The organism is Roseivivax sp. CAU 1761, from assembly GCF_054482755.1.
Window position 1 is genome coordinate 1 of sequence record NZ_JBTLRM010000054.1, and the last position, 11,953, is coordinate 11,953.

Annotated in this window: 11 protein-coding genes; 6 read left to right on the plus strand and 5 right to left on the minus strand. The window is 61.1% G+C overall.

All coding sequences use genetic code 11. From position 1 onward, the window contains the following. Positions 1-84: 84 nt before the first annotated feature. Together ACXYMW_RS19230 and ACXYMW_RS19235 are read right to left on the minus strand one after the other, a co-directional pair. Positions 85-765: a hypothetical protein gene (locus ACXYMW_RS19230; RefSeq protein ID WP_459036945.1), complete on the minus strand. Its 681-nt coding sequence runs from the start codon at positions 763-765 to the stop codon at positions 85-87. Positions 766-1,051: 286 nt separating this feature from the next. After that, entirely contained in the window at positions 1,052-2,125 is a 1,074-nt protein-coding gene (locus ACXYMW_RS19235; RefSeq protein ID WP_459036946.1) for a hypothetical protein, read from the minus strand. Positions 2,126-2,422: 297 nt separating this feature from the next. On the opposite strand from ACXYMW_RS19235, the gene ACXYMW_RS19240 reads away from it, so the two are divergent. Next, positions 2,423-2,803: a hypothetical protein gene (locus tag ACXYMW_RS19240; protein ID WP_459036947.1), complete on the plus strand. Its 381-nt coding sequence runs from the start codon at positions 2,423-2,425 to the stop codon at positions 2,801-2,803. A 15-nt stretch (positions 2,804-2,818) separates the two neighbouring features. Here the strand turns inward: ACXYMW_RS19240 and ACXYMW_RS19245 are convergent, their stop codons facing one another. After that, complete coding sequence (locus ACXYMW_RS19245) at positions 2,819-4,165, minus strand: Y-family DNA polymerase (RefSeq protein WP_459036948.1); 1,347 nt, start codon at positions 4,163-4,165, stop codon at positions 2,819-2,821. Between the two features lie 219 nt (positions 4,166-4,384). Here ACXYMW_RS19245 and ACXYMW_RS19250 point away from each other — a divergent pair, with 219 nt between their 5' ends. The 3 genes from ACXYMW_RS19250 (at position 4,385) to ACXYMW_RS19260 (ending at position 5,323) form a co-directional block, all read left to right on the plus strand. After that, entirely contained in the window at positions 4,385-4,585 is a 201-nt protein-coding gene (locus ACXYMW_RS19250; RefSeq protein ID WP_459036949.1) for a hypothetical protein, read from the plus strand. A 116-nt stretch (positions 4,586-4,701) separates the two neighbouring features. After that, positions 4,702-4,983 carry a YrhK family protein gene (locus ACXYMW_RS19255; RefSeq protein ID WP_459036950.1) on the plus strand — a complete coding sequence of 94 codons (282 nt, stop codon included), beginning with the start codon at positions 4,702-4,704 and terminating at the stop codon, positions 4,981-4,983. Between the two features lie 166 nt (positions 4,984-5,149). Next, positions 5,150-5,323, plus strand: a complete 174-nt coding sequence (locus ACXYMW_RS19260; RefSeq protein WP_459036951.1) for a hypothetical protein — start codon at positions 5,150-5,152, stop codon at positions 5,321-5,323. An 83-nt stretch (positions 5,324-5,406) separates the two neighbouring features. Here ACXYMW_RS19260 and ACXYMW_RS19265 read toward each other — a convergent pair whose 3' ends face one another. Further along, a complete protein-coding gene (locus ACXYMW_RS19265; protein WP_459036952.1) occupies positions 5,407-5,709 on the minus strand; it encodes a hypothetical protein in 303 nt (100 codons plus the stop codon). Positions 5,710-5,840: 131 nt separating this feature from the next. Then, positions 5,841-8,021, minus strand: coding sequence for a hypothetical protein (locus tag ACXYMW_RS19270; protein ID WP_459036953.1), 2,181 nt, complete (start codon positions 8,019-8,021; stop codon positions 5,841-5,843). Positions 8,022-8,360: 339 nt separating this feature from the next. Here ACXYMW_RS19270 and ACXYMW_RS19275 point away from each other — a divergent pair, with 339 nt between their 5' ends. Together ACXYMW_RS19275 and ACXYMW_RS19280 are read left to right on the plus strand one after the other, a co-directional pair. Further along, a complete protein-coding gene (locus ACXYMW_RS19275) occupies positions 8,361-9,515 on the plus strand; it encodes an acyl-CoA dehydrogenase family protein (RefSeq protein WP_459036954.1) in 1,155 nt (384 codons plus the stop codon). 1,716 nt (positions 9,516-11,231) lie between these two features. Further along, positions 11,232-11,900, plus strand: coding sequence for a hypothetical protein (locus ACXYMW_RS19280; RefSeq protein WP_459036955.1), 669 nt, complete (start codon positions 11,232-11,234; stop codon positions 11,898-11,900). Positions 11,901-11,953 lie beyond the last annotated feature (53 nt).

Consider the following 11,953-nt stretch of genomic DNA (forward strand, 5'->3'; position numbering starts at 1 on the left):
GCAACGCCGGTGATCACCTCAATGCGGGTGGGTCTGTCGTTGGGCATAAGCATGTCCCCAAGCACAGGCTTGAGCCTTCCATGGTCATGCCAGGCTGTCCGGTCGAAATGGGGGGCAGTTCACACTCAGATACTCAGCAGCAGCATCTAAGCCGTCGGCTAAGTTTCGGGACGGAAGTTCATTTCGATCAAAGTTTAAGGCAAGTAGTAGCCGTATGCTTGCAGCGTACTCCACCGCAGCTGCTGATGCGGCAAGTGTGTTGAAGCTTGGCATGTACCCATCGCGTGCGGTGGAGACGGATTTTGCGATCTGAGTTATCTGATTAAGCGCAACGTTCGAATCAAAGCGGAGGTCGCGAACATATTGCTCCATGTAATCATGAGAAACGAAACCGATCTCACCGGGAACGGCATTAGGATTGTAACTGCTAAGCTCCGCTCGTATTGCGTCGATCCGACCCACAAGGGAGGAGATGTCTGCATTGATGAGCAGATCGGATTGGGCGTCGATCTGCTCCTGAAGATCGGACCCGAGCGTCAACATGGTCGAACTTAAATCATCTATGGACCCCTGCAGGCCCTCCAATCTACCCTCAATATCGTCAGTGTCTCCGCCAAGTAGCACACGAAAAAAATCTTTCGGACTGTCTATTTCCCCTTCGGAGAATCCCACCCCAAGTTCCGTCGCAACACCGAGGGCGGTGAAGATAATATCACCAACGCCAAAGGCGGTTGCAAAGTTCTCGAACTTCTTTTTAAAGGCCATTTGCTCAACTCCAAAACTAAAAACAAGCGAAGTTTGAAAATTTCTCGAAGACCGACATAATTAGAGTCTTGACTAAAAATTCTGCACACAGTACGGGATTTTCTTGCCCAGCACAACCCTTGTATGTAGTCAACACAATCGAGTTGTCTCAATCGCAGATTTGAGGGCTGACCAGGCCATTCCGTTTGTTGGCGGGTCAGCCCATCAATAAGCGACACCATGCTGCCCGGACACAACAGGGAAGCGTCCCTTGGTAGTTCCCATGTCCTTGGGGCGCTTCCGTCATTCAGTGCAGGTTGGTTCTGCCGTTCCGCTCGAGCCCCTTGGAGTCGCGAAGAAACTCCACGGGATCGACCGTCTCCATCACGTTCCGGCAAGCGGCCTCGAAATCGGCGTCGGGTTCTGAGGCGGCGACTTCGATTGCCATGTTCTCGAATTCCTCGAGGCCCATGCTGTCGCGCTTCAAGAGGACCGCCCTGGTGTTGCGGTGGCTTTTGCGATCAACGATAAGGAAGCGAACCGACGCAGACGGCTTCATGCGGTCGTAGGTGTCGCTCGGGAAGGCATGCAGGTCGATGAACTGCTCCTGCGTGAACCCGTTCGGCGTGTCCGGCGCCACTTGCCAGACCCAGTAGCCGACGCTGCCGGACGGTGTGGGCATGATGCTCGACACAAGTCCGACCACGAGTTCCGGCGCCTTCCCGGCCGCCGCGGCAAGTTCGCTGTCGCACGAGCACAGGACCACGGTTTCCAAGCCGGCTTCGGTCACCATTTCATGAAAGAAGACTGCTTGCGGGAGGGCCTCTAGCTCCTCGCCTCTGTCGTCGTCATTTTCAGAAACCTCGTCGTCTCCCTCGACGAGCCGGGCGATGATGCTGTCCCGCGCGAACATGCCGTTCTCGATGTCCTCGATGAGGAACGGTGTGGCACGGTCGATGCCTTGGCGAACGAGGTCGACATGCGCGTTCGGATCGGTGGTTGTCGTCGAAGAGATGCCGAGGAACCTCGCGTTGTAGACCGAAGCCTTTCCCGATGTCGAAGTGCCGCGGAAGACGCCAAGCGTCACCAGGTTGAAACCGCCGCGCAGCGCGGCATTCACGGTATCCGTCCCGCCTACAAGCTGTACCAGCGTATCGGCGACCAGGGTCTCGTAGGTCGTGCCGTTCCTCGCGGTCCGCAGCCGCAGCTGGTCCCAGTTGTCCTGGCCGAAGAGCGTGCCGATCACCTGAACGTATTCGTCACCTTCGGGTGTTCCGAAGACCTTGGGCCGGCCCTCGAACGCATCCCGGCGGATGCTGAACGACGTGTAATCGGCTTCTCCGAATACGTGGATGATCAGGCGGTCGTCGAGTTCGGGCATAGAAGGCGCCTTCCGGGTCTGGCGTAAGTCTCCAGAAGCCGGCTGCTCAGGCTCCTGGTCGGCTGGAGAGGGTCAGGCGCTACCACGTCGGTACGCTGCTGTGAATGGCGGGGCGAGATCGAGCTCCTGCTAATGAGAACTTCAACCGCACGGAAGGCTCCATGAAGCATGACCGATCTGCCCGCCGGCCTTGCATTTTGCAGGTGCACGCGCACGTGCGCCCACGAAGAAGGACCCACGGTGATAAATAACAACGAGACGGCGCCGGCCGGGCTGAGCGCCTGAGGGGCAAAACGAATGATGGAAACGGATTTCACACCCGAAGAAACGCTCTACGAGTTGCGTGAAACGCTGCGCCTGTTCGATCAGGACGATCAGCGCACCCTGGTGTCAAAGTCGGCCAGGATCGCCGTCGCCCACGAACTGGCCAGGAACATTCTTGCAGAGATCGACAACGAAGACCGTCCGGTCGAGCAGCGGATCGAGCTCGCAGTTGGGCACCTTCAAAGTCTCCGCGGTGCTTATGAAGCCTACGAGGCCCAGACAGGCGAGCGGGTGACTCGCGCGATCCGGATCGTCAATATCGATGTCACGCTCGAGACCTTCGCAGGGATCGCGCCTCCCGACGATGAGCCCAAAGACCCTGCTGAAATCGACTGGGCCCCCGCGCCGGGCTGATCTCCACCGCGTCGGTCAGTACGACAGAAAGCGGGTTTCCTCGTCGGCGCTGGGCGCCTCGCTGAAGTCCTCCTCATCGGGGATGCGGCCAAAGGCGATCTTCGCGCCGATGTAGCCACCGGGAACGTCCTCACGAGGCCCCAGGGAAATCGCCTTGGAGCCGTGCGCCTGGCGCAGGTGGTCCATCAGGTCGCTGACCTTCTCCCATTTCGCGCGGGAGGCGTCGTCATCTCCCGAGGCGTCGGCCGCCCCGCCAAAAAGCTCGCCGGTTATCGCGTGGTCCTCTACCAGGCCGTGGATCATGATACTGACTGAGCGCGGCGAGAAACGCATGTCGGCTCGCGACTTCGCCAGTCCCTTGGACAACGATTGCAGGAACGTGTGGTCGTCCCGGGCGGGCGGAAAGGCTCCCTCCCACCCCCAGTCGAGGGCGTCCCTACGCGTCCCGTCGGGTGCTCGATGACCGCCGCCTCGGAAGCTCAGCGTCAGCCGCGTTGCTCGGAGGCCCTCTCTCCGCAATCGCCGGGATGCGCTCAGCGTGAGCTGGCGCGCGCAGCTGGCCACCTTCTCAGGGGTACGCCAATCCCACGGCAGCATGCGACTGTGGCCGAACATGCTCTTCTTCGGGTCCGGCCTCTCGGTGTGGTACCCGTGTATGCCGTTCCAGAAACGCTCGCCCTCGACGCTCCCCCAGATCGCGCGCGCCTGCTTCGGCGCAAGACGCCACAGCGCCGCGAAATCATGGACGCCTACCGCCGCGAGGCGCGCATGCATCCCTTTCGAGATGCCTGGCAGGTCACCGAGCGGGATGTCGGACAGCGCGCCGGGAAGGTCGTCCGCACGAATGAGCTTGAAGCCGTCGGGCTTGTTCATCTCCGCGGCGATCTTCGCGAGCAGTTCGGTGGGCGCCATCCCGATGGAGCAGGTCAACGTCTCGCTGAAGGACTCCGCGAGGGCAGACTTCAGGCGCAGGGCCAGGGCGGCGCCTTCCCGCCCCTCGTGCGGGAGAAGGTTGCAGACCACCTCGTCGATGGATCGCACCTTAGCGACCGGAACGACGGTGTCGATGACCCCGAGGATGCGCTTGTGAAGCCGGACGTAGACGTCGTGGCGCGCAATCACGAAGACCATGTCGGGGATGATCTCGCGTGCATCCCGGATGGAGGCCCCGGATTTCACGCCCCGGGCCTTGGCCTCGCGGCTGACCGCAATGCAGCTCGTATGCGGGGAATCCAGGGGAACGACACCAATTGGCCGGCCACGCAGCGCTGCGTTGAAGTGCTGCTCGGCCGAGGCGAAGAAGCTGTCGAAGTCGAGGTAGAGCCGCTCGATGCCCCTGGCCTGACCAGCTGAGTTAGCCATGTGCGACCTCGGAACTCGAAACAACTTCAAGCTACATAGGTCCGCTGACCAATCCCAGCAACTGAGCCTCATCCGAGGCGGGCGTGCCGGCACTCAGCATCTACCCGAGGCAGAGAAACCTGCAAGTAGCTGAATAATACGGGAGATCCCGCAGGTGCGCTGGCCGCGAGGTATGGGTATCCCGACCGTGGGGATGAACAAGCGAAGCAGGGGGCAGCAATGGCACTCGACTACGACACGACCTGGATGGAAGCAGCGCTCGAGGACTTCATCGAGTTTTCCAAAGCAAACGGCCTGCCCGCAACCGCAGAGGCGATCCGCGCTGCTTTGACGACGGCCCGGCGCGAGCGCAAGGAGGTGGCTGCCGCGAACCCGTACTTCGCCGATCTCACTTCCCTGCCGGCCCTGGGGACGGCCTGAACCGTCGCAGTCTGATGACTCCCGTTCTATGGGCCCTACGTCCGCGGTCACATGCGGTTGTGATGCCCTGAGCTGAGCCAACCGCTTCGGTGTACACAGTAGCGAGGAGGCATCTCATGCTCTTTCACGAAGACAACGGTGGCAACGGCAAGCGCGCGAAAAAGCTGAAGGCGGTCGTCGAGGTCATGTACACGTCAGCAGACTTTCTCGCCTCCATCGCGTTCCTAGTCGGCTCCATCTTTTTCCTGTACGAGCACCTCCACACGGCCGGGACCTGGTTGTTCATCATCGGCTCCGTGCTCTTTGCTTCGAAGCCAACCATGAGCTTCTTCAGGGAGGTCAAGCTCGCGGCAATGGGTGACGACGAAGACCTCGCTGAGCGGAAGTCCGCACCGTAGCCATTCGACACCGATTTCTGACTCGCCGCCTCTTTGCCGCCGCTCTAAACGCCCGCCCAGGCGGCCGCGGCAAGACTGCGTTTCCGGCGCAGCGCCCAGTCCTAAAGCTAATTGTCGCGGCCGTTCTCAGCTTTCTTAACTTCGGGGCCACCCGGCAGGAGTTCGCATGCTGGCCGGCATCGCGGAGTTTGCGAGCCGCAGCCTCGCGGGCTTTCTCGTATGTGTCCCGTCGCAAAGATACGACCGCGGGACCGCCGGGGAGCGTTTGTCGTCGCAGTACCCCTCGCTGATTTTCAGAGTTTCCAGCCACGCGGTGCATCTCGTTGACCTCCTTCTCTGAACGGGAGGTAGTCAGCCCTCCTGAAAGCGGAAGCCCCGCCGCGGCTGAACCGGACGGGGCTTCTTGTCGATCTGGATGCCGGCTCAGTCGGCCTGGGTTCCCGCGGAGCTGGTGGCGACCGGGGTGGCGGTGCCATCGTGGTTCTGCTGGGTCAGGACGACCTCGAGCGGCTTGTCGGGGGCGCTGAGGGCGCTGACTAGGCCCCAGATCCAGGCGATCAACATGACCGGGCCGCCGATGATGAGGCCGAAGCCAAGGGTGAAGACGGTGAAGATGAGGCCGAGCATGTACATGACGAGCTGGATGAGGCCGACGCCGACGTTACCCATGATGAGGGTACCGACACCGGGGAGGAAGAAATTGGCGACGAAGACGAGAGCTTTCATGTAGGACTGTTCCTCTGCTTGATGTCATCATTCTTGCGCAGCGCAAAGGAGAGCGCGAGAGAAAATATGAATTGTGACAACATTTCTTTTTTGGGGCGGCGGAGCATTCAATAACCGCTCCGCCGCCGGCATCACTTGATCAGGCCCAGGACTGCCTCGTGATCCTCGAGAATGACGCGCAGCGTATCCACCTTCTCTCCAGGTTGAAACGTTGTGATCTTGCCCCGGTATTGGTGAGGCGTGCGCGCCTCCCAAGTGTGGCACGCCCCGGGAGCAACGCCTTCTTTCATGTCCGGAGGGATCACGGTCTTTCCGTCCTTGTCCCAGAAAAGCAGAGTCTCCATGCCGCCATGTATCGCGGAAAAGCATCCACTGCCCTGCATGCGCTCATCGTTCAGAACGCGTCGAACTTCGACGGGTCGGATCTGTTCCCCCGAAGGATACGTCCTCAGACCGGTCAGGAGTGAAATCTGCCCTTCCGCAAACTCGGAACCGACCGTTTGCGCCACTTGCAGGAGGACGGTGTCCTTGTAGCCGTTCGTCGTCCGCTGGGCAGCAACCCCCAGCAACTGCACATTGCGCCTGTCGCTGCCCGTCTCTTCAAGGGCCAGGGTGACATATTCCTCGAGGCTCAGGTTATCCGTCAAATCCAAAATTGCCGGCTCGTCCTTCAACGGCCCGCCCATGAAGGAATTCTGAAAGAACCTGTACCCTTCGGATTTCAGCCGGGAGACAGCTTCGCCGGCATTCATCCCGAGCTCGTAGCCGAAAACGGCGGGCAACACACCGCCCTCTGCAGACATGAACTCTGGCACCTCCGAAGGGGTGGGCGTAGGCGTTCGATCCTCTGCTGTTTGCTCTTCCGCCCTCGTGATGGGCTCCGGGCCCCCTGAATGCCCACGCGACAGCGCTGCCTGCGCCGTCTGCTCCTCTTCCAGACCGTCACCCTGGGCCCATTCGTATGCCTTTCGCAGCGCCTCGTAGAGCGTCGCGTGATCCATGAATTTGACGGCTATCCCCGACACCACTCCTTCAGGCGAGTGCGCAACTTCGATCAGATTGGTGTATCCGGTGTCCCGATACTGCCGAGCCATCGATCCGCAGCCGGGCTGGGGCGCTTCATCGAGACCAATACGGTCGCCGAGATTGTTGGATGCGGAGAAGAAAATGGTGCCCGTTCGACGCTCCTCGAGGGTACAAGCCTTTTCGAAGGTCCGCTGCACCCATGCCCTTACGTCATCTTCCGTCACGTCCAGGTTGGTCTCGGAGAGGTCAAAATACGAGGAGACCTCGAAGACGCGACTGGATTCGATGCCGATGCCCCCTGACGGATCGACTTCGGACCCTACGACGAACGTGCCCAGGACCCCGTTGTCGAACTTGGACTTGGCGGTGAAAGAAGTTTGCAAAGCGGGCGCACGCTTGGCCGGACTTTTCAGAACTTTCTCGGCCACCGCCTGTGCTGTGCGCTTGTAGCCCGGGTGCAGGGCAACATCGAGAGAGCTGTCCTCGAACTTGGGGTGGCCACGGATCTTACCATCCCGGGTGAAGAAGGATGCGTTGTTGTCCCGGAGCAAGGACACCGCTTCGCGCCGTGTCATGGGAATCTTGAACCCCTCGTGGGGAACCGGAAACTTGGTGGTGAGCAGGCCATCAAGCAGCTCGGCGGCAGCCTCACCGCGGGGGTCGCGAGACAGAATCTCGTTGATCGGGTCCTCTCCTGGTGCAAGCTCTACGGCCGCATGGGTTGCAGGGGCCGCCTCGTCCTCTGAGGGAACTTCGATCCCCATCGCCGCGGCGTGAATTCGTGCGCTCAGGTTGTTCGCCTGCACGGTCTCCATGACGAAAGCGCGTCCCGCTTCGTCCTGACCGAAAGCCACGGCGACCGTGGACGCTCTCTCATCGCCCTCGAAGACTTCGTGGACACTCGCCTCCTGCATCGGATCGAGGCCATTCAGAACGGTGGAGCAATCGGCATCCGCGATCAGGGAGCCGCCCACGCCGTAGTGGAACACGAACCCGATCTCGGGGTCCTGGCAGCTGATGACCTCCCCGTACTTCGCCGTCAGAGCCGCTTCCGCCTGTTCGAGTTCGCTCGGGTCCTGGTAGCGCAGGGCCGCGGTGCCAGCAGACCCACCGTCGGCTGCAGTGTCGACGATAACGATCTCATCCCCGCCGGCCCGCTCGAACATGGTGCGGCTGCCGAGAACGGTCCCATCCTCGAGTGTCAGCTCCATGCTTCCGAGAGCGTCGTATCCTGGCAGTGATGCTCGAACGTCTGCCAGCGTCATTCCGGTGGTGATGTCTGCCACCACCCGGGGCGCGGCGCCAAACTGGTATGCGTCATCGCCGGCGATTGCAGACGTTCCAAGGGCAATCAGGCAGCTTACCGAAAGAAGCTTTCGGCTACCGTACGTGCAATTTCCAGAGGTCATTCCAAATCCTGAGTGGTTTCTTGGGCGGCATATACGACAACGATTCTGTCATTTTTGTGGGCCTTCCCGTACGAAACCGGCTTTGCCACCGACGCGCTCTGCGGACACCTCTCCACAGCCAAACCCGAAGATCATGCGTGGTACACTTTGTGGACTATCCGGGTCTGCCACACAGGAGGATGCTGGGTGCGTTGTCACATGCTCCGGGAGGTCGAAATGGCCGCAGTTACTGAAATCGAAGAGGGCCGGGATACCCGGTCGACGATGATACAGAGAGCAGCCACCTTAGCGGAGCGGATCGCAACGAACGCCACGCAAGCCGACGCCGACGACCAGTTCGTCGCCGAGAACTACGCCTTGATCCGGAAGGCCGGCATTCTCGAGGCCGGTGTCCCCGTGGAGCTGGGTGGTTCGGGAGCGGAGGTCAGGGAACTGGCCGAGATGCTACGGATCATCGCGCGCAGCTGCGGGTCAACAGCGCTGGCGCTTTCCATGCACACGCACCAGGTCGCCGTGCCGGCCTGGCGATGGCGCCACCAGAACCTCGAGGCCATGGAGCCCCTCCTCCGGAAGGTCGCCTCCGAGCGCATCGTTCTTCTCTCGAGCGGCGGCTCCGACTGGCTCGACGGAACAGGTACCGCCGAGCGCGTGGATGGGGGCTACCGGATCACGGCGCGGAAGGTGTTCAGCTCGGGAGCTCCAGCCGGCAACCTCCTCCTGACGGGGGCCGTATGCGAAGAGAATGGCGAGAAGCACGTCGTCCATTTCGCCGTGCCGATGAATGCTCCCGAAGTCCGCATCGAGGACACCTGGCACACCCTCGGCATGAGGGGGACCGGGTCTCATGACATCGTCATCGACGGCCTGTTTATCCCCGACAGCGCGGTACCTCTGAAGCGCGTTGCCGGCGAATGGCATCAGCTCTTCCGGATCATCGCGACGATTGCCTTTCCTCTGATCTATTCGGTCTACTTGGGGGTCGCCGAGAGCGCGCGGGACATTGCCCTCGATCTCGCGCAGAAACGGAAGACAAACTTGCATTCGCTCCAGCTTGCCGGGCAGATGGAAACCGCACTTCGGGCGGCTCAGATCGCGAGCGACTACATGATCTCGGTGGCGGAGAGAAATGCCCCTTCGGAAACGACGATCAACGACGTGATGATCGGGAAATCCATTGTTGCTGAGAACTCTCTGAAAACGGTCGAGCTTGCGATGGAGCTGGCCGGCGGCGCTGGCTTCTTCCGTAGCACCGGCCTTGAGCGCAGGTTCCGGGACATTCAAGGGGCGCGGTACCACCCCCTGCAGCGGGGACCGCAATCCCAGTACGCGGGCGCCATGGCCATGGGCTTGGATGTCTCGAAGATTTTCTGAACGACGTTGGACCCGGCGCTGAGCCGGGCCCGGCCCCTCAGTGGCAGTGGTATGGCTGGGAGCCCGCATGGCAGCATTGGCCCGGCGGCGAGCTCTTCCGGCAGCCACCACCGTGCTCGGCGACATCAGCCACGGAGCTGACCGCAGGGCGTGCGGTTTCAGACGCCCAGCCTGGAGCGGCAACGGTCATCAAGGCCGCAGCGGCCACGGCAAAAATCGTTCGCATCAATCTTCCTCCATCAATTCGGCCCGAAGGCCGGCGTGATTTAACGTCGGTGCGACGGCCCTTTGCAACCGGATTTCCCCTTTTCCGAGGGATCGGACACGATGCAGGGCAAAATACCCTGCCTGCAACCTGTCGTGCGTTTCCGTCAAGTTGCCCCAACATACCTGCAAGTCGGCTTAGGTTCTGCGCAAGTCAGCGCAGGTTGCCTAAATGCGATACTTAACTTGACAAACGCGATACCTTCCTTGTTTCTTGCGATACTCAACCTGACATTTTTCTTACTCGTTTTCAAAATTCTTGCCTAAAGACACCCTCGAAGCGGGGTTTCTCGCACTCTGAAATCTGGAAATCGATGCAGGACCTGTCGAGACGCGTTGCCCGGTACGCCGGCTCGAGGTCTGCCCGCCGGGATCACCGTGAACGCGCGTGCCGGGCTGCCGTAACAGAGTGGTCATCATCCAGGGAAGTTCGGTGCAGATCACTGCAGGAACTCGTATCCATTGGTGCCACTGCGATGGCTGCCCAGGCGCGCCTACGCTGGCCTGAGGTGCCTTCCCCGGGCAGATCAAACCGGCTGGCCAAAGCCCCTGAAAACAAGTGCCCTTGCGAAATCGAGTAAGATTTTTCGAGAACTTCGTACGAAAAATGTTGAGTTTGCCCACGCCGGCCGGGCGGCCTCGTGGACCCCGAACTCTCTTTCAATATTTTTCTTACGTTTTTACCCAAACGCGATACTTGTTTAAGAAGTAATGGGGAGAGACCTCACAGAATAGCTTCAGGAAGCCCTTCCGCGAACCCTCAAGGTTTCCTTCGCCCAAAGACGGGCGACCGTGCATCGCACGCCCCTTTTCATGACAGAAGTCATTCCAAACGCTGAAACGATTTCAAGCCCCAGAGGAGCTCAGACGATGTCTGATCACCAGGATAGAAACAGGCACCCTTCGGGCCGTCCCGAGGACGACACCGATCCCGGCCAGGCCGGCAGCAGGCATCCCCGCCCCCAGGGGCAGGAAACACCCCGTGGCCGGGGCCACAAGGCACCCTCCGATGGCCAGGGCCATCAAGGCACCCGTCCTGCTGCGCAGCAAGGCACCCCACGCCCCCGGCTCGGGGGACTTACCCTCAAGAGGGCTTCCCCTGCCTCCGGCACGCCGTCCTCCGCTCCCTCCGGGACCGGCGCCCCAACATCTACCAATGTTGACACCCCACGCCCCGCTGACGCCGGGCACCCCACCGGCTCCGCCAATGTTGACACCACCCGGGCTTCGCCCCGAAAGTCCCCCTTCCGCGCCAATATTGACACGGACACCCCTGCCCGCTGCGCGCAAGGCTCCCCCTCCTCCAATGTTGACACCGGGCGCCCTGCACCCAGGTCGGACGCCCCCAATGTTGACACGGGAGACACCTCTCCCCGCGCCCGGCCGAAGCCCATTCTGAAAAACCTCCAGTTCCCTGGCAGCGAGGCCAAGGGAGATCGTGCCACCCCGCGGGTGGATCCCTCGAAGCCGCCGGGCCCGGACCCCGAGATCCTGAAAAGGGTGAAGGCCGCGAAGAAGAAGCTTGAGACGGCCAACCGTCACCTCGACCAGAATGCCGGTGCCTCGCCATCGATGAAGTCGCCCAGCGCGTTCGCACGCGAGAACACCACCGTGTCGAAAAACACGTCGTCCCAGTACCTCAACCGCGGGCGCATGCTCATCAACCGCTACAAGCGCGAACAGGGCATTCCGCAGGACTACGACGACTTCTCGGCCGTCGAGTTCGTCGCCTGGCTGATCTCCACGAAGCCCGACCTGAAGTCGGCGACCTGGCGGGTCTACAGACAGGCGGCTTACCACACGCTGAGGGGCAAGCCTGACAGTGACATCGACGTCGCGCTCGACATGCTGGACAACGACATCGTCGAAGGAGACGAGACCGCGGGCCGGAAATCATGGCGCCAGGATCGCCTCGCTCGCAAGACGTCGTCCATGAAAGAGAGGAAGTTCCCGAAGGCGGAGCTCGACATGGTCTACGCGTATCTGCAGTACAAGTCGCGCTCGAAGGTGGCGCCGATCCTGAGGGACTGGCTGGAAGCCTCCGTACACACGTGCTGTGACCCCCGGTTTTCCCTCCATCTGATGATAGAGTCCGGCCCAAACGAGAGGACCGGAAGATGAAGAGATCGAAGTTCAGCGAAGAGCAGATCATCGCGATCCTGCGGGAACAGGAA

Bases quoted from the DNA above. Each gene is read 5' to 3' on its own strand.
- ACXYMW_RS19260 (WP_459036951.1), top strand. From the start codon at position 5,150: ATGCTGGCCGGCATCGCGGAGTTTGCGAGCCGCAGCCTCGCGGGCTTT.
- ACXYMW_RS19245 (WP_459036948.1), bottom strand. From the start codon at position 4,165: ATGGCTAACTCAGCTGGTCAGGCCAGGGGCATCGAGCGGCTCTACCTC.
- ACXYMW_RS19250 (WP_459036949.1), top strand. From the start codon at position 4,385: ATGGCACTCGACTACGACACGACCTGGATGGAAGCAGCGCTCGAGGAC.
- ACXYMW_RS19255 (WP_459036950.1), top strand. From the start codon at position 4,702: ATGCTCTTTCACGAAGACAACGGTGGCAACGGCAAGCGCGCGAAAAAG.
- ACXYMW_RS19265 (WP_459036952.1), bottom strand. From the start codon at position 5,709: ATGAAAGCTCTCGTCTTCGTCGCCAATTTCTTCCTCCCCGGTGTCGGT.
- ACXYMW_RS19240 (WP_459036947.1), top strand. From the start codon at position 2,423: ATGATGGAAACGGATTTCACACCCGAAGAAACGCTCTACGAGTTGCGT.
- ACXYMW_RS19275 (WP_459036954.1), top strand. From the start codon at position 8,361: ATGGCCGCAGTTACTGAAATCGAAGAGGGCCGGGATACCCGGTCGACG.
- ACXYMW_RS19235 (WP_459036946.1), bottom strand. From the start codon at position 2,125: ATGCCCGAACTCGACGACCGCCTGATCATCCACGTATTCGGAGAAGCC.
- ACXYMW_RS19230 (WP_459036945.1), bottom strand. From the start codon at position 765: ATGGCCTTTAAAAAGAAGTTCGAGAACTTTGCAACCGCCTTTGGCGTT.